Origin of the sequence: Roseivirga thermotolerans (assembly GCF_014653175.1) — a bacterium.
Lineage (GTDB): Bacteria > Bacteroidota > Bacteroidia > Cytophagales > Cyclobacteriaceae > Roseivirga > Roseivirga thermotolerans.
Window position 1 is genome coordinate 416794 of the sequence record NZ_BNAG01000001.1, and the last position, 26428, is coordinate 443221.

General features: G+C 44.1%; 19 protein-coding genes. 11 read left to right on the top strand and 8 right to left on the bottom strand.

From position 1 onward, the window contains the following. The first annotated feature begins 60 nt into the window (after window positions 1-60). From IE164_RS01915 to IE164_RS01930, 4 genes are all read left to right on the top strand, one after another. Window positions 61-1725, top strand: coding sequence for a capsule assembly Wzi family protein (locus IE164_RS01915; RefSeq protein WP_189628493.1), 1665 nt, complete (start codon window positions 61-63; stop codon window positions 1723-1725). 39 nt (window positions 1726-1764) lie between these two features. Further along, on the top strand, window positions 1765-3597 hold the full coding sequence (locus tag IE164_RS01920) for an ABC transporter ATP-binding protein (protein ID WP_189628494.1): 1833 nt from the start codon (window positions 1765-1767) through the stop codon (window positions 3595-3597). 65 nt (window positions 3598-3662) lie between these two features. Next, window positions 3663-4250, top strand: coding sequence for a D-sedoheptulose 7-phosphate isomerase (gene lpcA / locus IE164_RS01925; protein ID WP_189628495.1), 588 nt, complete (start codon window positions 3663-3665; stop codon window positions 4248-4250). Further along, complete coding sequence (locus IE164_RS01930; RefSeq protein ID WP_189628496.1) at window positions 4237-5775, top strand: YifB family Mg chelatase-like AAA ATPase; 1539 nt, start codon at window positions 4237-4239, stop codon at window positions 5773-5775. Before lpcA ends, IE164_RS01930 begins: the two co-directional genes overlap by 14 nt. A gap of 146 nt (window positions 5776-5921) precedes the next feature. On the opposite strand, the gene IE164_RS01935 is transcribed toward IE164_RS01930, so the two are convergent. Continuing rightward, complete coding sequence (locus tag IE164_RS01935; protein ID WP_189628497.1) at window positions 5922-6293, bottom strand: DUF6249 domain-containing protein; 372 nt, start codon at window positions 6291-6293, stop codon at window positions 5922-5924. A gap of 293 nt (window positions 6294-6586) precedes the next feature. Between IE164_RS01935 and IE164_RS01940 the strand changes: the two genes are divergently transcribed. The 6 genes from IE164_RS01940 (at window position 6587) to IE164_RS01965 (ending at window position 11425) form a co-directional block, all read left to right on the top strand. Then, window positions 6587-7150, top strand: a complete 564-nt coding sequence (locus IE164_RS01940) for an RNA polymerase sigma factor (protein ID WP_189628498.1) — start codon at window positions 6587-6589, stop codon at window positions 7148-7150. Next, window positions 7147-7530, top strand: coding sequence for a hypothetical protein (locus tag IE164_RS01945; RefSeq protein ID WP_189628499.1), 384 nt, complete (start codon window positions 7147-7149; stop codon window positions 7528-7530). Before IE164_RS01940 ends, IE164_RS01945 begins: the two co-directional genes overlap by 4 nt. Window positions 7531-7580: 50 nt before the next feature. Continuing rightward, a complete protein-coding gene (locus tag IE164_RS01950; RefSeq protein WP_189628500.1) occupies window positions 7581-8327 on the top strand; it encodes a carboxypeptidase-like regulatory domain-containing protein in 747 nt (248 codons plus the stop codon). 127 nt (window positions 8328-8454) lie between these two features. Further along, window positions 8455-8823 carry a hypothetical protein gene (locus IE164_RS01955; RefSeq protein ID WP_189628501.1) on the top strand — a complete coding sequence of 123 codons (369 nt, stop codon included), beginning with the start codon at window positions 8455-8457 and terminating at the stop codon, window positions 8821-8823. 73 nt (window positions 8824-8896) lie between these two features. Continuing rightward, window positions 8897-10480, top strand: coding sequence for an amidohydrolase family protein (locus tag IE164_RS01960; protein WP_189628502.1), 1584 nt, complete (start codon window positions 8897-8899; stop codon window positions 10478-10480). Then, the gene (locus tag IE164_RS01965) at window positions 10481-11425 is read left to right on the top strand and encodes a tetratricopeptide repeat protein (RefSeq protein ID WP_189628503.1); all 945 of its coding nucleotides are present in this window, start codon (window positions 10481-10483) and stop codon (window positions 11423-11425) included. 81 nt (window positions 11426-11506) lie between these two features. On the opposite strand, the gene IE164_RS01970 is transcribed toward IE164_RS01965, so the two are convergent. The 5 genes from IE164_RS01970 to IE164_RS01990 form a co-directional block, all read right to left on the bottom strand. Next, window positions 11507-12856 carry a RagB/SusD family nutrient uptake outer membrane protein gene (locus IE164_RS01970; protein ID WP_189628504.1) on the bottom strand — a complete coding sequence of 450 codons (1350 nt, stop codon included), beginning with the start codon at window positions 12854-12856 and terminating at the stop codon, window positions 11507-11509. A gap of 25 nt (window positions 12857-12881) precedes the next feature. Continuing rightward, the gene (locus tag IE164_RS01975) at window positions 12882-15944 is read right to left on the bottom strand and encodes a SusC/RagA family TonB-linked outer membrane protein (RefSeq protein WP_189628505.1); all 3063 of its coding nucleotides are present in this window, start codon (window positions 15942-15944) and stop codon (window positions 12882-12884) included. Between the two features lie 255 nt (window positions 15945-16199). After that, complete coding sequence (locus IE164_RS01980) at window positions 16200-18254, bottom strand: carboxy terminal-processing peptidase (RefSeq protein WP_229838484.1); 2055 nt, start codon at window positions 18252-18254, stop codon at window positions 16200-16202. 161 nt (window positions 18255-18415) lie between these two features. Then, window positions 18416-20797: an ABC transporter permease gene (locus IE164_RS01985; protein ID WP_189628506.1), complete on the bottom strand. Its 2382-nt coding sequence runs from the start codon at window positions 20795-20797 to the stop codon at window positions 18416-18418. Between the two features lie 67 nt (window positions 20798-20864). Then, window positions 20865-21812: a S41 family peptidase gene (locus IE164_RS01990; RefSeq protein WP_189628507.1), complete on the bottom strand. Its 948-nt coding sequence runs from the start codon at window positions 21810-21812 to the stop codon at window positions 20865-20867. 547 nt (window positions 21813-22359) lie between these two features. On the opposite strand from IE164_RS01990, the gene IE164_RS01995 reads away from it, so the two are divergent. After that, on the top strand, window positions 22360-22509 hold the full coding sequence (locus tag IE164_RS01995; protein ID WP_189628508.1) for a hypothetical protein: 150 nt from the start codon (window positions 22360-22362) through the stop codon (window positions 22507-22509). Window positions 22510-22781: 272 nt separating this feature from the next. Here the strand turns inward: IE164_RS01995 and IE164_RS02000 are convergent, their stop codons facing one another. Together IE164_RS02000 and IE164_RS02005 are read right to left on the bottom strand one after the other, a co-directional pair. Continuing rightward, complete coding sequence (locus IE164_RS02000; protein WP_189628509.1) at window positions 22782-23258, bottom strand: MarR family winged helix-turn-helix transcriptional regulator; 477 nt, start codon at window positions 23256-23258, stop codon at window positions 22782-22784. After that, window positions 23259-26378, bottom strand: a complete 3120-nt coding sequence (locus IE164_RS02005; RefSeq protein ID WP_189628510.1) for a VPS10 domain-containing protein — start codon at window positions 26376-26378, stop codon at window positions 23259-23261. Between the last annotated feature and the right edge of the window lie 50 nt (window positions 26379-26428).

Consider the following 26428-nt stretch of genomic DNA (forward strand, 5'->3'; position numbering starts at 1 on the left):
ATTACCATTTTTGTGCTGTTTCGATTGGCTATACACCTAACTTCGCATCGATTATACGATATGAAAAAAACTCTTCTTTCAGCACTGTTCCTTTTTTTGGGCACCACCCTTTGGGCTCAGAACAATTATATTCCCTACAACCGCGATTACTACCACCTGATTGACCGGTTTCAAATTAAGTATGCTGAAAAGGGCAATCTGTTGCAAACAAGCTTTAAGCCCATTCGCAGAGCAGAACTGGCCACATTTCTAAAAAACATTAGCCCAAATGTGGAAGAAATGTCTTTGCAAGACCGGTTCAACTACGAATTTTTAATGAACGACAACTGGAGCCTTACGGCATCTGAATACAATGAAAACGATAAGCATTGGTGGAACCTGGCCTATGAACGAAAATCCGACCTGTATGTATTAAAGAGTCAGGACTTTACTCTTCGTATTAACCCCGCTCTTACCTTTAGCCTGGGCAAGGATTCTGAAGAAGACCAGACACTCTTTACAAACACTCGTGGTATTGAGGTACAGGGCGATATTGACGGGCGGCTAAGCTTTTACACCATGCTCACTACAACCCAGGCCCGCTTTCCGGACTATGTCTACGATTATATAAGGGGGAATAGGGCTTTTCCCAACGAGGGTTTTTGGAAAGATGGAGAAGGCAATACCCGAACCTGGGATTTTTTTCATGGTAGAGGATACCTCAACTTTAACCTGACTAAGAGTATTCACTTGCAGGCCGGCTACGACAAACAGTTTATCGGCAATGGCATACGGTCTATGGTATTGTCCGATTTTTCTAGCCCTTTCCTCTTTGGTAAAATAACAACCCGCCTGGGGCCTGTTAGGTACACCAACCTTTTCGCTGAACTCACAGAAGATATTGTTTTTGCCAACGCAAACCCCGGAGACGGTAGCTACCCAAAAAAATTCATGGCTTCACACAGGCTCGATGTAAACCTATTGCCCAACCTGGAGATTGGTGTGTTTGAAACTATTATGGCCGACAGTGCCAATATTAACTACTTCAATCCGGTAATTTTTTATCGCTATATAGAACAACAGCAAGGTAGCCCTGACAACTCTTTGGTAGGTCTGGATTTTAAACTGAACCTAAAGGGGCAATATCAACTCTATGGGCAGTTCATTCTCGATGAATTTGTAATCAGTGAACTACGTTCTGGCGATGGTAGCTGGCGAAACAAATTTGGTATTCAGTTGGGAGCTAAATACATCGATGCGTTCAACATTAGTAACCTGGACCTGCAAGCAGAGTACAACGTAGCTCGCCCTTATTTCTACGCCTACGAGCGCCCGGCACTCAGCTACTCGAACTATCGCAACCCATTGGCACACCCCCTGGGAGCCAATTTTAAGGAGATTATTTTGGCGGGTAGATATCAACCCCTGCCCCGGTTGTACGTGAGTGGAAAACTCATTTACAGCCAATATGGCGAAGACGGAAATGGCATGAACTATGGAGGAAACGTATTGGCCGACACGGACGATCGTATTGGAAACAACAACATTCGTATTGGCCAGGGTATTGGTACTAACCAAACCTACATAGACCTCACCGGAAGCTACATGCTATTGCATAATGTATTTGTTGACTTAAAAACCATTTACCGCAACAAGACCAGCGACCTGGCCTCGCGCTCATCCAATAGCTTCATAAGCTTGCTTTCTTTGCGCTGGAACCTGCCTCAAAGAGAACATGAGTTCTGAGAATGTCATTTATTGCCTAACTTGCCCGCCAATTAGCGCATGAGTACATACGGACGCATTATTTCATTTGCCAAACCCTACCATCGGTACTTTCCGCAGTATGTGGTACTGGCTCTTTTGGCTATTATTTTCAGTCTTACTAACCTGGCTCTTCTGGAGCCGCTGTTTATTGTAATCTTCGATACCAAAGGGGCAGAAGCAATGCAGGCTTTGGCAACGGTCGGAGAGTTTGAGGTAAGCATAAATTATGTTAAAAGCCTTTTCTACCATAAGCTTCTGGAAGTGAGAGAAGCTTATGGTAAAAGTAGTATGCTCATTTATGTGAGTATTGTTATTGGCATCTCTGCTTTTCTGTCCAACCTCTTCACATACCTTTCCAATGTAATTATGGGCTACCTCAGGGCAGAGGTCATCCAAAAAATTAGAGACAAGGTATTTCTGAACACTTCCGGTTTGCACATGGGCTTTTTTGCCGGTGAACGAAAGGGAGACATAATGTCGCGCATGACCAACGATGTGCAGGAAATTGAAGTCACTCTGGTGAGCTCCATTAAAGTATTTTTTAGAGAGCCAGCCACCATTATCGTCTATCTCATCTTCTTATTTGTCACCTCTGTAAAGCTTACTCTGTTCACACTGGTCTTTTTTCCGGTAATGGGTTTTGTGATCTCAGAAATAGTAAAAAAACTCAAAAAGAAAGCCATTATGAGCCAGGAGTCTCTGGCCCGAATTGTGAATCTAATGGATGAGGTTTTTGGAGGCATGCGGGTTATCAAAGCCTTTAATGCCAAGGCTTATGTGAATGACCTTTTTAATAAAGAAACCCACCAATACAAGCGCATTAGCATGTCTATGGCGCGCAAAAACGAATTGGCCTCTCCCATATCACAGTTTTTGGGCATTATTGTAGTAGCTACTTTGCTGGTAGTAGGCGGTAACCTCGTGCTCAGTGAAAAAAGCGATCTTGAGCCAGAGCAACTCCTTACCTATATTATAGTCTTTAGCCAAATTCTTAACCCGGCCAAAAGCATTTCTCAAAGCATAAGCAATATTCAAAGAGGCCTTGCTTCGGCAGAAAGGATTTTTAGGCTTATCGATGAAAAACCAAAAATTCAGAACCATCCGCAAGCCAAAATCCTCAACAGCTTCAACCAGGAAATCAGGTTTGACAATGTGAGCTTCACCTATGAAAAGGAGCCCGTACTTAAGAACATCAACCTAACCATTAAAAAAGGGGAAACTGTGGCACTGGTGGGCTCTTCTGGAGCCGGAAAATCTACGCTAGCCGATTTGGTACCGCGGTTCTACGACCCAACCGATGGGCAAATTACCATAGATGGTGTGCCGGTAAGTGAAATAAATATTAACTCGCTGAGAGACCTAATGGGTATTGTTACCCAGGAGTCTATACTCTTCAACGACTCAGTGGCCAAAAACATAGCTTTTGCCAAGCCCAATGCTCGCGAAGAAGATATTGTGCAGGCCGCTAAAATTGCCAATGCCCATCAATTCATTACGGAATTGGACGAAGGTTACCAAACCAGCATTGGTGAACGAGGTGGTAAGCTTTCAGGAGGCCAAAGGCAACGCATTAGCATTGCCCGGGCCATTATGAAAAATCCGCCCATTCTAATTTTGGACGAAGCTACTTCAGCACTCGATACTGAATCGGAAAAGCTGGTACAAGAGGCACTAACCAACCTCATGAAAAACCGAACGTCTTTGGTAATTGCTCACAGGTTAAGCACCATTCAACATGCCGATAAAATAGTGGTAATGGATAAAGGCCGTATTGTAGAACAAGGAACCCATCAGGAACTTATTGCTTTAAAGGGCATTTATCATAAGCTGATCAACATGCAGTCAGTTTAGATTAATTCAAGCATTTATTGGCTTATTATTGGCCAATTAAACTATATTAGAGAACCTTACACGAAATGGAGAATCAGGAACTTATTGTTAATGAGTTAAAGGAAGCCGCCAAAGTGCTGGACCAGTTTCTTTCTAACTCAACCAACATTGAGGCTATAGAAACGGCCGCACAACTCATGGCCGATGCTATATTGGAAGAAGGAAAAATATTTAGCTGTGGAAACGGAGGCTCTCACTGCGATGCCATGCATTTTGCCGAAGAGCTTACCGGACGGTATCGGGAAGACCGCAAGGCCCTTCCGGCCATTGCCATTTCAGACCCCAGCCACATATCATGCGTTTCTAATGATTTTGGCTATGACGCAATTTTCTCGCGCTATATAGAAGGCCTGGGCAAACCGGGCGATGTACTCTTAGCCATAAGCACCAGCGGCAACTCCAATAATATTTTACGGGCTGCCGCCATGGCCAAACAAAAGAAAATGAAAATTGTAGCCCTAACAGGCAAAAATGGAGGCGAACTGGCTGAACTGGCCGATGTGGAAATACGGGTTCCGCATTTTGGCTATGCCGATAGAATACAAGAAGTACACATTAAGGTAATACACATAATCATTCAGTTAATAGAAAAACACACCGTTGGAGTTATCTAAAGGATATGGAAGTGCCGTTTTCGGGGTCGATGCGCAAATCATTACCATCGAAGTTAATATAGTTGATGGCACTAAATTCTTTTTATCGGGTTTACCAGATAGTGCGGTTAAAGAAAGTGAACACCGTATAGAATCCGTATTTAAATACTTTGACTACCGCATGCCTCGCAAAAAGGTGGTGGTAAACATGGCTCCTGCCGACATTCGTAAAGAAGGCTCGTCTTACGATTTACCCATAGCCCTAGGGGTCCTTAAATCGTCAGGACAAATTGTAGCCGATGATCTGGAAAAGTATGTGGTTATGGGAGAACTCGCCCTCGATGGTACTCTACGCCCCATCAAAGGAGCCCTTCCTATAGCCATTGAGGCACGTAAACATGGCTTTAAGGGCTTTATTCTTCCTCAAGAAAACGCCAACGAAGCAGCTATAGTTAATAACTTGGATGTGATAGGTGTCCACAATCTTGTAGAAGCCATAGAGTTTCTGGACGGATCGCGGCCCATAGCCCCCATTATTTACGACACACGCGAGCACTTTTTTAATCAGCTTAACGACTATGAAGCAGACTTTGCTCATGTGCAGGGGCAAGAAAACATAAAGAGAGCCTTGGAAATTGCCGCTGCCGGGGGTCATAATGTAATAATGATTGGCCCTCCGGGAGCTGGTAAAACCATGCTTGCCAAGCGATTGCCTTCCATTCTACCTCCCTTAAATCTTCAAGAGGCACTGGAAACCACCAAAATCCATAGCGTGGCCGGAAAGTTAGGATCGAATGCTCAGCTAATCACTCAACGCCCTTTCAGAAGCCCTCACCATACGGTTTCTGATGTGGCTCTGGTGGGTGGCGGTGGAGTACCTCAGCCAGGAGAAATATCGTTGGCACACAACGGGGTGCTATTTCTGGACGAACTTCCTGAGTTTAAACGTACGGTTTTGGAAGTAATGCGTCAGCCCTTGGAAGAGCGAAGAGTAACCATTAGCCGGGCCAAGCTGTCAGTTGACTTTCCTGCCAATTTCATGCTCATAGCCAGTATGAACCCTTGCCCTTGTGGCTACTATAACCATCCGGAAAAAGAGTGTGTTTGTGGTTCTGGCCAGGTACAGCGCTACCTCAATAAAGTAAGCGGCCCCTTACTGGATCGCATAGATCTCCATGTTGAAGTAACTCCTGTCTCTTTCGATCAGATGACCCAAAATCGGAAATCAGAAAGTAGCGAAGAAATTCGACAACGTGTGATTGCCGCCAGAGACATACAACGTGAGCGGTTCAAAACCCTGGGTATTCACTCCAATGCCATGATGGGCAGCCAGATGGTTAAAGAAGTCTGCCAAATTAATGAGGCCGGAAAAACCCTGCTCAAAACAGCTATGGAAAGACTAGGCCTTTCGGCAAGAGCTTATGACAGAATATTGAAAGTGAGCCGCACTATTGCCGACCTTGACGGAAAAGAAAGCATTGGTATTGAACATTTGGCAGAAGCCATTCAATACCGCAGCCTCGACAGAGAAGGCTGGGCCGGGTAACCTAGCAAGCCAGGGAAGATACTGCTACAACGTATTTCAGGTTTCTTTGTACGGCCTTATTTGGAAATAAGCAATTAGAAAGCAAACAGTCTTCTTAAACCAGGCAAGACCTAAGTTAAGAAGACTGTTATCCAAATCGGCCCCAACTAACCTTGATTTATTTTCTTATTGAGAAAATAAGAAAATAGAAATCCTGACCCAAGCATTAAAAACAAACTTACAAAGTATGGTCCGGGATTATCTCCCCTTTTATCCATCCATCCTAAATCGTTCATCAGGGCTTCGAGGCCAAAACCTAACATAATACCCAAGGCTATACATATACACACAATACCCAACACTACTATAAAGAAGTAGTTTTTCTTTCTGGGTTCAATGTTAAACAGCTTGGCATCTGCCCCCTTTTCTATAAGTAGTACTCTCTCCTTATGCCGGGTGTGATAGTAGTAATAGATTAGAGCCACTGCCCCACCGATGGTTAATATCAGAAATACCGCAAACACTGTACTTGCTTCCATAATTGTTATTTTTCGTTCTGCCAGCTTTGATGCCGCTTCCGCTGAGTAGGTTACAGTTTGGGCCGGTATTTCTGCTCATGAAATAATTCGTAACTTCCACTTGTTCTGCCTGCAAACCTTATGGTGATTTCTTTTTAAATCGTAATGCACCCCCTGCTATCCCAGGGCTTATTTACCCAACTGTGTCAGGCAAACTTTTTAAAGAAACCCTAAAAATCTACTAGGCCTGTAACCTTATTCTTTCAAATGTAGTCAAACGCAGTAAAGTGAAAAGCCACAATGAATTATACGCAATGGAACTAATCATCGCTAGGGTAAAACAGGGCGATATGGTTGCATTCAATGCACTCATTGATGAGCACAAGGCAATGGCTTTTACTTTAGCTATAAAGCTTTTGAAAAACCGGGAAGATGCTGAGGAAGTAACTCAAGACGCATTTGTCAAAGCATATAAGAACATATCCCAGTTCGAAGGAAAATCTAAGTTTTCTACCTGGTTATATACCATAGTATACAACACTGCTCTTACAAGGCTGCGTAAAAAACAGATCAGCATACAAGAATTAGACTCGCATACCGTAGAAAATTCGGCTGAAGCCAGTGAATCATCTGCTTCCTGGAATACCTTACGAAAAGATGAAAGAAGCAGCTACATTCAGCAAGCGCTACACCGACTGGTTGAAGAGGATCAGGTGGTGATCACCTTGTTTTACCTTAATGAAAATTCACTGGTAGAGATTTGCGAAATCACAGGTTGGGAATTATCCAACGTTAAAGTTAGATTGCACAGAGCAAGAAAAAGGCTACTTGCTCAACTCGAAAAGCTATTAGATACAGAGGTTAGGTCATTATTATGAGTAAGTTCGAACTTTCAGATGAGCAGCTAAAGCAACTTCTTAGAAGCGAAGGGTTAGAAGAGCCTTCACTGAGCTTTAACCGTAAAGTATTGGAGCAAGTGCAGGTCTATGAGCGCGCCCGATCCATTCGTACGCCTATGTGGGTTAAGGTTCTCTTTGCCCTATTTATTGTTGTGCCAGTTGTACTCATCATTACAGTTGGCGGTGTTAATTACCAGCTAGGAGAAGGTAGCTTTTCGTTCAATACAATTCAACTACCCAGAATAAACATAGACCTAAATTATCTCTACTATTTTGCACTTCTTGTGGCTGCCTTGTGGTTATCGGTGGTCTTCTACAAAATTCTGGACAAGTCGAATCACAGGGTTAAAAACGGTTAATAGTTTTTCAGGAACAGGTCAATTATACAACTTGTGGTATTGTTCATGCCATGAGAACCTGCTACTCCCTAATTGTCATGTTGGCCACAACCCTGTTATTACAAGCACAGGAGAGCCAACCCTTGAGCGGTGTAGTATTAGATTCTAAAACTGGTTTCCCTGTGCCATACGCCAGTATTCTCATCAAGAATAAGCAGCAGGGAATGGGAGCCACAGGCAAGGGTACTTTTAGACTACATCTCTCGCTGGGAGATACCCTTCAAATATCTTCAATAGGCTATGAAACTCTCACTATTGGCCTCGACTCTTCAAACACCAATTTTTCGGAGGTAAGTATATTCAAACTCAACCCGGCAGTGTATGATCTTGACTCTTTAGAAATTTTTGAGCTAAGCGATCATTTCTACCTAAAGCGTCCAAAACGCGACACTTTAGACATTGGAGTGAGTCTACCCGCTGTACCAAGAGACTGGAGCCGCCCTCAAACACTACCTCTCACCACTGGTGAAGCAGGAGTTATTATTACCGGTTTTCTCAACAGTTTTGACAAAACACTTAAACAAAAACAGATTCTCAACGAGTTTAGCAAGGCCGATGCCTTTAGGAAACAAAGAGCAGCCGAAAGAGAAAAATACTTCAATAAAGAACTTGTAAAACGAGTAACACGCATAGACGACCGTGTAATTGACGAGTTTATGGAGTTTTGCAATTTTCTGGATGGGCAAATCATTGGTAAAACCGAATATGAAATTACACTTCTTATATTAGAAAGGTACAAGGCTTTTTTAAGAAGGTAATTAAAACAAAAGGCATTGCACTATAGTCAGCTTTAAGTTGCGTTCAGGTCACTCAGATTCCTCTAGCCTTATTTACCCCTTGGCTTTGGTACAATTTTCGTAATATCGAACATTAAAGAAAGAGCTTATGAAAGTTTTAATGTCTATGCTTTTCGGATTTCTGATGGTTTTGCCGCAGAGCAACGAATTGAACAAAGCAGCCGGAAATTGGGAAGGAACTATCACAGCACCTGGTGTAAGCCTCAAGATAGTCTTCCATATTGTCAATAGCGAAGGAAAGCTTAGTGCTACTATGGATAGCCCCGATCAGGATACCTACGGACTTAAAATGGATGAGGTAGTCTTTGCCAATAATAAAATTAAAATGACGATTCAACAGTATGGAGGCCAGTATGAAGGCGAGTTGAAGGACGACAAGTTTGTTGGAAAATGGTCTCAGGGAGGTCAATCCATAGACCTAAACTTAACCCGAATTAAAAAGAAGGGATCGAGCTGATACTCAGCTTAAATAAACAGTATTGTTAAAGGTTGGCGAAATCAATAAATTGAAATCGTCAACCTTTTATTTTATGAAGAAACTTACCTATGGGCTCACCTTTCTGGTTTTTGCCCTCTTTATTGCGCAACCACTTTTCTCCCAGATTGAGAAAGCTCCTCCCAGAGCGGAAGGAGAAGGCCCATTCAACAAACTTATCATTAGGGGTGTAACGCTCATCAATGGCAACGGAGCTCCTCCCACGGGACCGGTAGATATAGTAGTGGAGAAGAACATAATCAAGGGTATTTACAATGTAGGTTACCCTGGTCTGCCCATCAATGAGCGTGGTCGTCCTAAAGCAGCTCCGGGCGATAAAGAACTGGATGCCGAAGGCATGTACCTTCTTCCAGGGCTTATTGATATGCACGGACATATTGGTGGCACCGGACAGGGAACACCAGCCGAATATGTATTTAAGCTATGGCTCGCTCATGGCATTACAACCATTCGAGACCCTTCTGCAGGAAACGGATTAGATTGGGTGCTGGAGCACAAAAAGAAAAGCGCCAACAATGAAATAACCGCTCCTCGCATTTTTGCCTATACGGGCTTTGGCCAGGGAGCAAAAGAACCCATATCGACCCCCCAGCAAGCCAGAGAGTGGGTGCGGCAAAACGCTGCCAACGGAGCTGATGGCATTAAATTCTTTGGTGCTGCTCCAGACATTATGCAAGCTGCATTGGAAGAAAATAAAAAACTTGGGCTTCGGTCGGCCATGCATCATGCACAAATGGATGTAGTGCGTTGGAATGTCCTTAATTCTGCCAGGGCCGGACTTACCTCTATGGAACATTGGTATGGACTGCCCGAAGCGATGTTTACGGATAGGAAAATTCAGAATTACAGCCTGGATTATAACTACCGAAACGAGCAAGATCGTTTTGGAGAAGCGGGCAGGCTATGGAAACAAGCCGCTCCCCCGTATTCTGAAAAATGGAATGAGGTAATGAATGAACTTATTGCTTTGGACTTTACCCTGGATCCTACATTCAACATATATGAAGCCAGCCGTGATCTCATGAGAGCATATACGGCCGAGTGGCACCAGACCTACACTTTACCTTCGTTGTGGGATTTCTACCGCCCCAGCCGCAGGTCGCATGGTTCTTACTGGTTCTCATGGGGTACGGAACAGGAAGTGGCCTGGAAAGAAAATTACAGGCTTTGGATGACCTTTGTGAACGAATATAAAAATCGAGGTGGAAGGGTTACAGCCGGATCAGACTCAGGGTTCATTTACCAACTCTATGGCTTTGGCTTCATTCGCGAATTAGAGCTCCTGAGAGAAGCAGGTTTTCATCCTCTCGAAGTAATCATGTCGGCCACACTTAATGGAGCCGAAGCCTTAGGCGCAGACGATATGCTGGGTTCAGTAGAAATTGGAAAGTATGCCGACTTTGTGATTCTGGAAGAAAACCCACTCGAAAACCTGAAGATGCTCTATGGAACAGGCTTTATTAGGTTAAATGATAACAATGAGGTTGAAAGAGCCGGTGGAGTTAAATACACCATTAAAGACGGAATTATATACGATGCCAAGCAACTTCTGGAAGATGTAAAACGCATGGTAGATGAAAAAAAGAATGGAATGACCTTTAAACTTACTCACAAATAGATGAAAAAATATATTTCTACAGGGCTGATTGTATCAGCCTTTTTTTGTCTGGCATCCTGTAAACAATCCAAGCCGGAGGTTTACACTCCCGAACACTTTCAGGCTCTATCATTATTGGGAGACTCTCTCAAAATTCCTGAAAGGTCTGTAGAAGCAGAAGCCCGGCTCATGGCCAATTTAGATGAAGCCAAGGCCAATTACCTTGCAAATCCAACGGAAATGAATACCATTTGGCTTGGCCGAAGATATGCCTACCTGTCGGACTATAGAAAAGCCATAGAAGTGTTTAGTGAGGGTATCGAAGCTTTTCCTTCCTCTTATAAAATGTATCGTCATCGTGGCCACCGGTATGTGAGTCTTCGTGAGTTCGACAAAGCCATTAGTGATTTTGCCAAAGCTTATGAACTTATGCCCAAAGACACCATGGAAACGGAACCCGATGGGGCACCTAATGCGCTCAATATCCCGCTTTCTAATACACAGTTCAATATTTTATATCACTATGGCCTGGCCCACTATTTAAAAGGTGAGTTCGATAAAGCAGAGCCTATTTATAAAGAGTGTATGGAATACTCCGATAATCCTGACCTGAAAGTGGCTACTATGGATTGGCTTTACATGACCTTGAGAAGACAGGGTAAAACAGAAGAAGCCAATACCCTTTTGAATTCGCTGAACAGCGATTGGGAGATTATCGAAAATGACAGCTATATGAAAAGGCTGCTCATGTACAAAGGAGAGCTAAAGACAGAAGAACTATTTAAAACAGACAATGCCGATGTGGCTTTGAGTCTGGCTACTCAAGGGTACGGTGTTGCCAATTGGTATCTTTATGAAGGTGATACTGCTACTGCTAAGCGCATTTTTAAAGACGTTGTTAATGGTACAAGCTGGGCTGCGTTTGGCTATATAGCAGCAGAGGCCGATTTGAGCCGGTTGCAATAGTTATTATTGTAAAGAAGTGATAAAAAAGGAGGGTGTATTAACACCCTCCTTTTTTTATATCTAAAGTTTTAAGACTCAATTCTAGTTGCCATAACCGGTGTTCTGCACAAGACTAGGGTTTGCATCCATCTCTCGCTGTGGTATCGGGTATACCATTTCAGGAGCGTTATAGGCAAAGCCATCGGCTGTTCCTTGTAGTCTTTTCAAGTCGTGAATAGCCTGTCCTTCATGAGCCAATTCCAGCTTTCTTTCCAACAGAATATCTGGCAAAGTAACTACCAACAAACTAGGCAGGTTTACTCTGTTTCTGATTCTGTTAATATCAGCCAATGGAGTTGCACCTACATTGGTACCTTCTCTGAAGTTCGCTTCTGCACGGGTTAGGTACATTTCTGCCAATCTTACCATGGTTACATTACCAAACTGGTTGTTCCACTTACCACTTCGCATGGCTCCGTTACCCATATAGAATAAGTCAAGGCGATCATCTAGCGGATCGTACAAGTCTAAGTGGGCCTGTAGTATATCTACATCACCATCTCTACCACCAAAAGAAGGAATAGAGAAGAATGTATTCATACTGTTCACCCCATCCTGATTATTCACTTGAATAGCAAAAATATCTTCGCTGGAGTTATTGTCATTGTTAAATGCACCCGCATAGGTGTTGGTGAGCGAGTAGTTACCGCTGGTTATTACTCTATGCGCAGCATCTCTTGCATTCGCATAATCTCCCATTTGAAGATATACTCTCGAAAGTATGGCTGCAGCCGCAGCATCGGTAGCGTAAATGCCATTAGAAGAAGGCAACAGGCTTTCGGCCGTTGTAAGGTCACTTATTACCTGATTGTACACCTCCTGAACCGTGTTTCTAGGTACCTGGCTATCTTCACTGATGGCCCTTGTTGGCTCTAAAACCAGCGGAACACCAAGGTTGCTGTTCACATTACCGGCCGAGTAAGGCTGTGCATAAAACTTCACTAGTTCAAAGTATAGCACTCCTCTGATAAAGAGAGCCTCTCCCCGAACTCTGTCTCTATCGGCAGCATTTACCACATCAATAGCCGATAACACGTTGTTGGCGATGTTAATGGCGCTGTAAGCCTGAAGCCACTCACCTGTAACATCGGCATTATTCACGGTCATAGACTTGTTAAAGATTTCTCTTGGTCCGTTAAAAGTACCGGCCCATCTAATCTCTCCATTGGCCGCTAGCAATTCTGAATCTCTCAGAATATTGCCACCAAACAAACTTCCGTTACCCAGGTCGTTGTATGCACCCACGAGCACGGATTTCACGTTGCTATCAGTGGTAAGTGCCTGTCCTTCATCTATACTCTGTGCAGGAGACAAATCAAGTTTGTCATCGCACGAGGCCAGGCCAATAGCAATTACCAGTGCTAAAAATTTATGTATAACTGTCTTTTTCATTTTGTTTCTCTTTACGTCCATCATCTTAGAATCCAACATTAAGACCGAAAGTAAGTGTCTTAGCCTGAGGCGCAGAGTAGAAATCGTTACCCTGGTTGATGTTACTAGATCTGTAATCTGTGTTTACCTCTGGATCCCAACCGGAATAGTTGGTAAATGTAGCCAGGTTGATTCCTGTCATGTAAATTCTCAAGCTTCTGAGGTTAGCTTTCTCCAACACGCTTGAAGGCACATTGTAACCAAGTGTCACGTTTTTCAGGCGGAGATAATCACCGTCTTCCAAATAACGGCTTGAGGCCTGTACACCATTACCATACGCCAATCTGGCTTGTGGTACCATGGTGATGTCTCCCGGCTGTTGCCATCTGTTCAGCTGATCTCTGGTTTGGTTATCGAACCAGTCTCCATTAGCAGACTGGAACCCTCCACCACCATTATATATCTGGTTTCCGGTTACAAACTGAAGCAGAATGCTCAGATCGAAGTCTTTGAAGCGGAAGTTGTTGGTTAAACCACCAATCCAGTCTGGGTTAGGATCTCCCAAAACAACACGTGCTGCAGCGTTGAAGTCGTTGGTTGTTTCTCTTTCAGAACCCGGGGTATTGAGATACCAAAGGGCATCCCCATTGTCTGGGTCAGCACCGGCAAACTCTCTTCCATAGAACACACCAATTGACTCACCAACCTTTACAACGTTCAACCATCTTGAGCTACCTGAGTCAATCAGTTCCTGATCTCCATCGAGTGCTTTTACTCTGTTTCTGTTTCGGGCAATGTTGAAGCTGGTATTCCACTCAAAGTCAGTTGTTCTCACATTGGAGGTGTTCAATACAAACTCGAATCCTTTATTTTCCATTTCACCAATGTTCTGCAACTGGCTATTGAAACCTGAAGTACCAGGAACCGGTACGTTCAACAGAAGGTCTTCTGTGTTCTTCACGTAGTAATCAATCTCTCCCGAGATTCTATCTTCGAACAAACCGAAGTCGATACCTACGTTGAATTGTTTGGTAGTTTCCCAGGTAAGGTCAGGGTTAGGAATTTGGGTAGGCTGCAAGCCTGAATCGCCTGCATAGGCCGATCCTCCATAAAGACCCAAGTGACCAAAGTTACCGATACCGGCATTACCTGTAGCCCCATAACTGGCTCTCAATTTCATGAAACTAACGGCTGAAACATCACTTAAGAAAGACTCTTCAGAGAGTATCCATCCGGCCGAGGCTGCAGGGAAGAAACCGTATCTCTCGTTCTCACCAAATCGCGAAGAACCATCAACACGACCACTTACTGAGAAGAGGTATTTATTGTTGATTTTATAGTTTACTCTGGCAAAATAAGAGAGGAATGAGAACTGAGTTAGTGTTGAAGTACCGCCTGTAATTTCGGCCGCACTAGCCACTTTTTTCAGATCGTCTACGGCAAAACCTGTTCCGGTTACGCTGGTCACATCGGTACTTGAATACTGATACTCCGAACCTGCTGTTACACTTAGGTCGTGGCCATTGCTCAAAGATTTATCAAAATTGGCATAAACCTTAGAGGTATTGTTGAGCACTCGCACCCAACGAGAGAAGCCTTGACCATCTACCGATTGGCCGGTAAATGTTCTTTTTCCCCAGAATCTATCTTCGTTTTGATCCAGGAGGTCAATGCCATATTCGGCAGTCACCTTAAGACCCGGCATTACATTGTATGTGGCATACACGGCACCGATGTTTCTGAAAACAGTGGTAATAAACTCAGCGTCTTCGTTCTCAATTAACCCATTGTAATAGGTTGTGGTTGGCCTGTCGTATAATTGACCATTGAGGTCTCTTACAGGAGTAATTGGTGCCAAAGCAACCAACTGAAGCGGAGTGGCAAAAGCGTTGTCATCGGCAACCCTGTCGTTAATGGTTCTGGCCAAAGACAAGTTCATACCAAACTTAAGCTTATCGGTAGCCTGATGGTCCAGGTTAATTCGGCCAGAGGTTCTCTGGAAGTTGTTTCCTATAAGAATACCATCCTGATCTGAGTAGCTTCCGCTAATATAGAATGAGGTTTTGTCTGATCCTCCACTAGCCGACACATCGATGAGCGTGCTAGTAGCATCCTGGAAGGCAAGGTCTTGCCAATCTGTATCGGTTTCATTGTTTCTCCAGTCAGACCAACCGGAATAGCGGTCAAATCTACCTTCCGCAAATTGCAACCATGATCCGGGATAATCAGCCGGATTATTAATCGGGTCGAAGCCTTCCAACAAATCAGAATTATATGCTGCCTCGGTGAATAGCTCAATATACTCTTCAGCATTGAGCCAGTCCTTTTTACCGGTGGGGCGGCTAAACCCTTGTTGAATATTGAGGTTCACTCTTGTATTTCCGGCCTTACCTTTTTTGGTTGTAATAATTACTACTCCATTGGCACCTCTGGAACCATAAATTGCTGCTGCAGAAGCATCTTTCAGGATTTCAAGAGACTCGATATCATTGAAGTTGATATCGGCCAGCGGGCTGGTTTGAGAAGAAGATGAGGATTGGCTCTGGGTAGTTACTGGCACACCGTCAATTACATATAGCGGCTCGTTCGAACCTGTAATGGAGGTAGCCCCACGAATTCTCATCTTAATGCCCTGGCCTACTTTACCGTTTTCGCTTTCAATAAAAACGCCTGCGGTACGGCCCTGAATGGCCTGTTGAAAGTTGGGTACTGGTGTGTTTTCAATTTGCTCGGCCTTTAGAGATACAATGTTACCCGTAAGGTCTTGCTTAATTTGCGAACCATAACCCACTACAACCAGCTCACCGGCAGATGTTACACTTGGCATTAGCTGTATGTTAATGTTGGTTCTGTTTCCCACTTGGCTTTCTTGAGTAACAAAGCCCACAAAGCTGTAGACAAGAATTGACTCTGCACTTGGAACTGTTATACGGTATTGCCCATCGGCATCAGTAAATACCCCTTGGGACGTTCCCTTGATTTGAATGGTTACGCCAGGTAACCCTTCCCCCGTTTCATCGGTCACCTTTCCGGTGATCGCCCTACTCTGTGCCCAAAGCCCGGAGGCTATAAACACGAGAGCAAAAAACATCAGTAGTTTTCTCTTCATAATTCAGTGGTTAGTTTACATAAATGGTAAAGGCATCAGAACACTCTAGAAAAAAATGCCCTGAGGCGTTGTTCCATAACCTACAAGATTACAGAATTTTAAATAATTAGACATTGAAATAACAATTAATTTCCAATGTCCCCCGACTGGAATGTAAAATAAAATTTTATAAAAAAAATTAATGCAAACGGTTCCTTCTTGCTATAAACAAAAAAAGCGCCCTTCAGGCGCTTTATTTAAGTGGTTGGAAATTGTTTATCCTTTGCGTTTGGCCGCCTGAATTTGGTCGGCTAAAAGTCTTATGCTCTCTTTCAGATAGGGGTCTTTGATATCGTCCAACGAACGATCTTTTACCTTGTTGGCCTCCAGCTCGGTAAGAGAAGCACCAATCTTTACCTGGGAAGCTCTGCGTTTATCCAGATCTTCCTGTTCCTTCTTTCGCACCTCATAATTCAATGATACTTCAGTGCGTTTTCTATTCTTTTGAAGCTCCTGAATGTCGAACTGAAGATCGACCAGGGTTTGCTCTTCTTTGAGTCTCTTTTGATGTTGTCTTTTCAGAGCGGCTATCATGGCATCATTTACATAATTCATGGGCTTGTAATTGGCCGCTTCTATTTTATCCCACGGCAAGGCACTGGGTTGAGAGCTTTCTCCAAAGTCTTCAGCACTGTAGAGCGATGGAAACTCAATATCAGGAGTAACACCTCTGTGCTGTGTACTGCTACCTGTAACCCTATAAAACTTGGCAATCGTGAATTTTATAAGGCCCAGCTCCTCGTCTTCAGCTCCACGAATAAAATCGTTGAGACCGCGTACGTTTTGCACGGTTCCTTTTCCATAGCTCTGCTCACCTACTATTATACCTCGCTTATAGTCTTGAATGGCTCCTGCAAAAATCTCAGAAGCTGAAGCTGAAAAGCGGTTGATCATCACATTAAGAGGGCCATCATAGAACAATTCCGGATTTTCATCGTCCATTACCTCTTTACGGTTTTGAGGGTATTTAACCTGTACTACGGGGCCTTCCGGAATGAAAAGACCGGAAAGGTTTATGGCTTCGAACAGGGCTCCTCCTCCGTTGTTTCTCAAATCGAGCATTACACCATCTACTCCCTCCGCTTGTAGTTCTTTAATGAGGCGCTTTACATCGTTGGTGGTACTAGTGTAGTTATCAGGATTATCCGCCATTTCATCGGCATTCAGGTAGAAATCTGGTACAGTAATAATTCCCAGCGTAAATTTTTCTCCGTTTTCTGTGAGTTGAACTACCTGGCTTTTGGCCCTGGCATCGTCTAGATTTATCTTGTCCCTCACCAGGCTCACCACTTTGGTTTCGGCTCCGGGGCTGGCTCCGGCCGGAAGTAGTTCAAGTCTAACCAAGGTTCCTTTTGGTCCTCTTATCTGACCGGCCACTTCATCAGACCTCCAGCCAATTACATCAATCATTTCGCCATCGGCACCCTGGGCCACGCCAACCACACGATCGTCTTTGTTGACCTGGCCACTTAGAAACGCAGGGCCTCCTGGTCTCAGCTCTACAATCTTGGTGTAATCATTATCTTGCTGCAATGTGGCTCCAATACCCTCCAACGACTTTTTGCTCTGCATCTCAAAATCTTCGGCATTAAGGGGTGTATAGTAGTTGGTGTGCGGATCGAACGACTCGGTCACCGAGTTCATGAATATTTCAAACACATCATTACTGTTATACTTTTCTACATTGCTTTTAAAGCGTTCGTAGCGTGTTTTAAGTACTTCGGCAATTTTGGCATTGTCAGAACCCGAAAGTTTAAGGTTTAGGGCCTGATTTTTAAGTGTTTTTCTCCAAAGCTCGTCTAACTCGGCCTCCGTTTTGGCATAAGGCATATCGCTTCTGTCGAAGTGAAAAATTTCATTCTTCGAGAAGTCGAACTCATAACCGGTATTGGCCAAGGCATATTTAAGTCTTGACTCAACCCTATTCTTATATATATTGAATATGTAAAAGGCAGGAACGAGATTTCCTCTTTTCAGGTCGTCATCCAAGCTAAACCGGTATTTTTCAAACGATTTAATATCGCTGGCCAGAAAGTAATTTTTATTGCCATCGAGAGCCTCCAAATAGTTATCAAAAATGACTGACGAAAGGGAATCGTTAAGGTCTACATCGCGGTAGTGAAGGTAATCGAGAATCTGTATTATGATTCTCGCTTCTTTCATGTGCGACTGAGTAGGTTGTAAATACTTGGTGGAATCTATTTTTGCCCATGACACCTGGAGCAGTAAAAGCATTAGGCCGGACATCATCATCTTTCTCATCATCTTCATATCAACGCAGTTAGGTTTCAAACGTTTCCAAAGGCTTCCGTACAATGTATGAATTTCAACCGAAAACTAGGATTCATTTTTATGGAGTAGTACAATTATAATACCATTGAACATCTTAGGAGTTTCAGTGGAGAACTCCTAAGATGTTAAAATTTCTAAACTTACTGGCAACGAAGCGATTTAGAGGGGTTAACTGTCGCAGCCCTTACCGACTGGAAGGTAACTGTGAGCAGAGCAATGAGCAGGGCGGTTACTGCCGAGAGCACAAACCACATCCAATGAATGTCTACTCTATACTCAAAGTCTTTGAGCCACTCGTTCATCAAATAATAGGCGACTGGAATGGCCAGAACTATGGCTACTAAAATAAGTTGAGAAAACTGTCTGGATAGCAGCAGAACAATACCACCAACACTGGCTCCCAGTACTTTTCTAACTCCAATCTCCTTGGTTTTTTGCTCGGCAGTAAAGGCCGAAAGACCAAAAAGGCCAAGACAGGCAATAAATATGGCCAACCAGGTGAAGCTAAACACCAGGCGACCAAACTTTTCATCGGAGGCAAACTGCTGCCCGAATTCTTCATCGAAAAACTGATATTCGAGAGGGCTGTTGGGAAATACCTCTTCCCAAGCCGAACGAATGGCCCCTACAGCATCGCTGGTTTGGCTGGCATTGAATTTTATGGCCAGATTGCCTCCACTGTTAGGATTATAGAACATGGCCAGGGGCTCAATCTTATGCCGCATACCGGCAAAGTGAAAATCTTTGACGACTCCGATTACGGTTCTCTCCGTTTGGCCAAACGTTATTTTCTTACCGACCGGGTTGTCCCAGGCCAATTCTTTGGCCATGGCTTCATTAATAAGAATGGATTGTTGTTGGTCTGATGGCATCTCTCGGTTATATCCTCTGCCGCTTACTATTTCCATGCCCATTAACTCCATATACTTATCATCAAAACCAACGACCGAAATAATCCAGGTATCTTCCTGAGGCACTCCTTCGGGTCTTACACTATTTCTGCCAAAGGTTCTACCGGGCATATTCCCTGTTCGGGCTGTCCCCAAAATCTCAGGCCTCTGTTCGAGCGAATTCATGAGTACCGGCAACGACTGCTGCAGGCTGGGGTGACCCACATTTAGCGTAATAATTTGTTCGGTGTCGAAGCCCTTATCTATATTTCTTTGATGCTGCAACTGATCATATACAATGGTGGTACCAATAATCATGGCTATGGAAATGGCAAACTGAAAAATAACCAGCGACTTGCGTAGCACTACTCCTTTGGCACTTGTCTTAAATGAGCCTCTTAAAATAGCTATTGGGTGAAAGCCGGAAAGAAGCAAGGCCGGGTAGCTCCCGGAAAAAATCCCTAATACGAACACAAACAACAGGGCTCCTAGTATCCACTGGGGGGTGGTTATAAAGTGAATGGCTAAATTGCTTTCTATGGGCAGGTTGACAAACCCTCCTACCAGACCAACCAACACCAGTGCAATGAGAAAAGAAAGTACACAAAGCACAACGGATTCAATCATAAACTGACCTATAAGCTGGCCTCTAATTGCTCCAAAAACCTTGCGAACCCCAACTTCTTGTGCCCTATTGGCACTACGTGCCGTAGAAAGATTCATAAAATTAAAGGAGGCTATGAGCATAACAAAGAGGCCCACTGCGCCTAAAGTATAGACATAGCTAATGTCAGTTTTATTGAGGTTATAGTTTTCGAAGAGAATTCCGCTAGACTTGAGATGAACATCGGCTAAAGGCTGGAGGGTAACCTTAAAGTTTTCACCAACATCGTTAGCCCGAATAAGTTCCTCCATTTTCGCCTCTACGGTCTTCTCAGAATCCGGACTGGCCAGCTCTACATAGGTAACCATACTAATGCTTTGCCAGGACCTCAGAAACTGAGCAAAACCAGAAGTCGTATCGGCCTGTTGCATGGAAACCACTACATCGAAGTCGAGGTGAGAGTTATTGGGCACGTCTTGCATTATGCCCACAATCTCCAACCCGGTCTGATTGCCCACATCTATACGTTTGCCAATGGCCGGTTCGGAACCAAAGGTTTTCCTAGCCATAGACTCAGAAAAAACCACTGTGTTGGGCTCAGTGAGCACTTTCTCGGCATCACCATCCAGTAGCTTAAAATCGAACATTGTGAAAAGCGAAGGCTCTGCAAAGGCAAAGTTTTGAGTATAGTACCCTTGCTGTTCGTAGGTAATTAGCTGCCTTCCCTGAGGAATCATCCGAACTCGTTGTACTACTTCAGGGAAGTTTTCGTCCATGGCCTCACCCAGGGCAGGTAGGGTAATTCCCACCAGATTGCTACTCACTCCCAGAGCCTCATCTATAGTGAGTACACGAAAAATATTTTCTCCTTTGGAGTGGAACTTATCATAGCTAAGCTCATGCTGCACAAACAAAAAAATGATAATGCAACATGCCATACCAACCGATAGCCCCACTATGTTGATGACCGATGTGCCCTTGCTCTTGAGGAGACTTCTTAGGGCTATTTTGAGATAGTTTTTTAACATGACCTTTTATTTAAGAAAACAACTTGAAAATTACGCTTGTAGTAATATACTATATTTATGTAAGCGGTTACTTATTAACTTCCAAAGAAATGGCTTTTCTTGCTAAATCAATAGCTCTTTGCAAGGCTTCATCGGCTGGCACTTCAATGTGTGGCTTTACACCTGTTCCCTCCCAGTTTGTTTTTGTCACGGGGTTTATGGCTCTGCCCTGAGGCACGTTCACATAAAACCCACCCGTTATTACCATTGGACCTCCCGGATGGGCACCGCCTCCTGTCACTTCTCCAATAACAGTGGCTCTTTTTAAATGCTTCAGGTCATAAGCAAACTCTTCCGCAGCTGAAAATGTATAACTACTAGTGAGTATATAGATAGGAACATTAGGCCGTGTTTTGCTAACCATTCCCGGGTCTGACCAGGTTTCGGTAAAGGTATTGGAAGGCCTCCAATAAAACGTATTGAGATGAGTAGCCTCGCTGAAAAGGTAGCTGCAAATGAAACGAATCATAGATGGCGATCCGCCTCCATTCTTACGTAGATCAAAAATGATGGCATCGGCTTCAATGAGTTTTGCCATGGCCGGCAGAGCCACTTCTTCGGCAAACCGAATATCAGTAAAACCACGAAGATCCAGGTAGCCAATATTTCCTTCAAGCACCTTTACCTCTTCAAAACCATGATTTGCCAAAGGCTTTCTTCCTCCATAAGGGTCTCTATTGCGAATGGCTTCTACCCGTGTCGGATCATATGCCACTCGTAGGTGCTTGTCGTTCATTACCGAACGCAAATCTGCCTCAAGCGCCCGGCAAAGAGCCTTAGGGTCTGTTAGCTCACTGTAGATTCCTTTGTTAAGGTTACTCATGAGCAAGTCTTTCATGGCCGCCCCCTTTTCAGGGTAGACATAATTGTTGTACATAATATCTGCGAGGCGCTCCACTACGCTGTGCTTGTCAAAATCTTGACCATAGACTGACAAAGCAAAGCACATAAAAATGGTTGTTAGTTGAGTTTTCATATTGACACAATTAAGTAAGTGCTTACGTATTTTCGAGCAACAGGTTGGTTTTGGTAACAAACATTAACACAACGGAGTGTGGGAACACCAAACACTTTCCCTGTTGAGTGAAGCCGAAACATCTACACTACTTTTTTGAGCAGGGAAACTTAACCAAACCAACAGATCCTTCGGCAAGCTCAGGATGAAAAAAGGGCATCGAACACTTTCCGTGTTGAGCGAAGCCGAAACATCTACACTACTTTTTTGAGCAGGGAAACTTAACCAAACCAACAGATCCTTCGGCAAGCTCAGGATGAAAAAAGGGCACCGAACACTTTCCATGTTGAGCGAAGCCGAAACATCTACACCTTTTTTGTGAGCACGGAAAACTCAATGAAACCGACAGATCCTTCGGCAAGCTCAGGATGGGAAAGGGGCACCAAACACTTTCCCTGTTGAGCGAATCCGAAACATTTACACCACTTTTGCGAGTACGAAAAACTTTACGAAACCGACAGATCCTTCGGCAAGCTCAGGATGGGAAAGGGGCACCAAACACTTTTCTATGTTGAGCGAAGCCGAAACATCTATATCACTTTTTGAGCACGGAAAACTCAATGAAACCGACAGATCCTTCGACAAGCTCAGGATGGAAAAGGGGCACCAAACACTTTTCTATGTTGAGCGAAGCCGAAACATCTATATCACTTTTTGAGCACGGAAGCTTAACCAAACCGACAGATCCTTCGGCAAGCTCAGGATGGGAAAGGAGTACCAAACACTTTTCTATGTTGAGCGAAGCCAAAACATCTACACTACTTTTTTGAGCACGGAAACTTAACGAAACCAGCTGATCCTTCGGCAAGCTCAGGATGAAAAAAGGACACCAAACACTTTCCATGTTGAGCGAATCCGAAACATCTACACCACTTTTGCGAGTACAGAAGGCTCAATGAAACCCGGCAGATAAGTACACCTATAAAATCACTACTTCATTGGTCGTAGCCGCTCGTTAATTGACTTCTTATCCAAGGCCTGCTCAACAGCTTCGAGACTTGCGAGTATATCTTTCGATTCTCGGAGTAGTTCATCATTCGCGCGCTTAATCTTCTCCCAAAGTGGATCCATATCTTGAGCCAGCTTCCTGCCTTTTGCAGAGAGCTTCAACAACCGCTTCCGTTGATCCTGTGGGTCTTTCCGCTCATTTACCAAGCCTTTCTTAACCAGTATATTTGCCACTTGGTTTATGGCCGGATGGGTTTGCTGCAGCATGGTAGACAATTCTGTTACAGCCAGCTCCTGGCCATCTTTAAGCGCATAAAAAACGGCAAACCACCTGGGTTCAAAATCAAAGGCAGACTCTTTATATATCTGTGCTACATCGCGAGCAAGTCGCTCACTCAGGTTCTTAAGGCGGGTAGCCAGGGCCAGACTACCCAGTTCGTTGATTATATTTCTTTCCAATTACTTTTTCTTTTTGGGGGCAATAAACGGCACTCTTCTATCCCTTATCAATTGCATCAACTCGTTGAGCTTCTCATTTATACCGGCACCTTCAGACATAGCCACATCGGCCTCCTTCATTACATCTATGGCTCGCTTTTTCTGGCCATCCGTCACCGGGGGTTCAATGCCATCGATAGTACCATAGATATGCAAAAGTTGAGCTTCTACTTTATTTGGAAAATTAATTACATCCTGAAAAGTCTTTTGGTTGGGCTGAATGAGCTTTTCTTCCATAGCATCAATGTCTTCAATAAGTGCGTTCGCCAACTCATGAACATCGGCAAACTCTTCACTATCGATACGCTCTTTGAGATCGTTTACCTGAGCTCTCACCGACCTAATGTTAGTAGCCACCTCTTGCAGTTTGTCAATTTTTTCCCTCAAACTATTCAAAAGGCGTTGTTGCTCGCCATACTGGGCGGGGGTTGCTTCCCATCTTGGATCAGGCTCAACCACCAGCTCTTTTTTCACCACCTTATTTCCGTAGGTCATCACCATGGTATACTTACCCGGTGCCACCCGATGACCTCCTGCTCCAAGCCCCATAAACACCCCTTCTACTCCTTCCGGATTCAACACTGAAAGATTCCAGTTAAGCCGATTCATGCCCGATTTCTTACGGAGCTTCTCCTGATTTTTATCGGCATTGCTGGCGAAAGTTCTTACCACATTGCCTTCTGCATCGCTAAACTCAACCTGCAAATCGACAGTATCCTTATTGTCTCTGATATAGTACATAATAGAGAAGCCCGGATAAGGATTTTGGCCTATGCTGGCATTTCCTGTTCTGAAGGCATTGTCTCGAATGGCATTTTCCGGCTGATAAACGTAGAAGTCTGCACTTTTTGCCTTATCTAACTCATACAAAGGATTGAGATCGTCAAGCACCCAAAAAGCCCTGCCTTGGGTAGCCACAATCATGTCATTTTCCCTAATCATCAAATCTGTAATTGGAACAACCGGCAAGTTTAATTGAAACTTGCTCCAACTCAGTCCTCCATCGAAAGAGACATAAAGGCCTGTTTCTGTTCCTGCATATAGTAAGTCCTTTTTGTTAGGATCTTCACGAACAACACGCACGTGAGCATCTGGTTCAATACCTTTCACAAGCCGGGTCCAGGAGACTCCATAATCGGTAGACTTGAATATGTGTGGGGTGAAGTCATTGAACTTGTATCGGTTATAGGCAACATATACTGTTCCCGGTTCGTGAGGCGATACTTCAATCTGGTTGACCATACCTTCTTCTACATTCGGTATGCTAATGTTCTTCCAGTTCTTACCTCCGTCTGTGGTCACATGTAAAAGGCCATCATCTGCCCCTGTGTAGATTACATCTGGTGTATGAGGAGACTCCGCCACATAATATATGGTGTGGTAAATTTCTCCACCGGCACCCTCATTGGTAATTGGCCCACCTCCCCAGCTTATGTGGGTAGAATCATTTTTGGTAAGATCTGGGCTTATCTCCTCCCAGGTAATTCCTCGGTTACTGGTTTTTAGTAGTTTATTTCCGGCATGATAAATAACACCCGGGTTGTGCCTGGAGGCAATGATGGGCGCATTCCAATTGAATCTGTACTTAATATCGGCCGGATTGGTACCTAAGCCCTGAAAAGGGTAGGCCATAACATCTTTGGTTTGCCTGGTTTTGGCATTCCACTCATCGATAATGCCCTGGTAACAACCTGAATAAACATACTTAGGGTCGTCCGGATCGAAAGCTGAATATGCGCTCTCGCATCCACCAACTGCAAAGAAATCATTATTAGTAATACCTCCGCCATCTACACGAGAGGCAATGGATACGGAGCTATTGTCTTGCTGCCCACCATAGATTCTATATGGAAACTGGTTATCTACATTTACTCTATAAAACTGAGCAGTGGGCTGATTGCTTTGAGTAGACCAATTTTTTCCTCCATCAATGGAAACATTAGCACCACCATCGTTGGCGTTGACCATGTATTGAGGGTGTATGGGGTTAACCCATAATTGATGGTTGTCTCCATGGGGAGTATTGAGATTCACAAAAGTTCTACCGTTGTCAGTAGACTGTACTAGTGGTGCATTCATTATATACACACTTTCTTCATCGGTAGGGTGCGCCAAAATGTGCATATAGTACCACGATCGGGCTCTTAACAATCGGTCGGGATTAATCAGTCGCCAGTTTTTACCTCCGTTGTCCGATCGGTACAAGCCACCATTATCTGCTTCAATAATAGCCCACACTTTATTGGGGTTGGCTCGTGAAACAGAAACTCCAATTTTGCCCATAACGCCTTTGGGAAGACCTTCGGTAAGTTTACTCCAAGTAAGCCCCCCATCGGTAGACTTATAAATACCGCTGCCCGGCCCTCCGCTTTGCACTTTCCAGGGAAATCTTCTATGATCCCAATAAGCTGCATAAATAATTCTTGGGTTGGTCATGTCCATACTCAGGTCGCTAACACCCGAATTGGCATCTACATAATGTACTTTAGTCCAGGTTTTACCACCATCTGCCGAACGATAAATACCTCTGTCTTCTGTTGCCCCATATGGGCTGCCCTGCGCTCCAACAATTACTAAATCAGGATTTCTCGGGTCTACTACAATTTTTGAAATATGCAGGGTCTTCTCCAGCCCCATGTGTGTCCAGGTCTTTCCACCATCGGTAGATTTATACACCCCATCTCCATGGGAGGTCATAACACCTCTTACGGGAGCCTCACCCATTCCCACATAAACCACATTAGGGTCTGATTCTGCCACCGTAATAGCGCCAACCGAGGCAGTATTGAAAAATCCATCAGATACATTGAACCAGCTTTCACCAGCATTTTCAGTTTTCCAAACGCCACCCGTAGCACCCATAAAGTAGGTCATGGGGTCTTGAACAACTCCTGCTACGGCAGTTGCTCGCCCACCTCTAAAGGGACCAACCAAGCGAAACTCCATAGCGTTGTAGAGCTCAGATGCATACATTGGACCATCGGGTTCCGTTTTGTTCTTTTTTCTTTTCTGAGCCTGTCCATTAGTAGATAAACACAAGAGGCAAGCAATTAGCCACAAGAGAGGGCGTAAGGTTTTCATGATGAGTTTGTTTAAGGTTGAGCGTTTAAGTTAAGGATAGCGCTTCACAT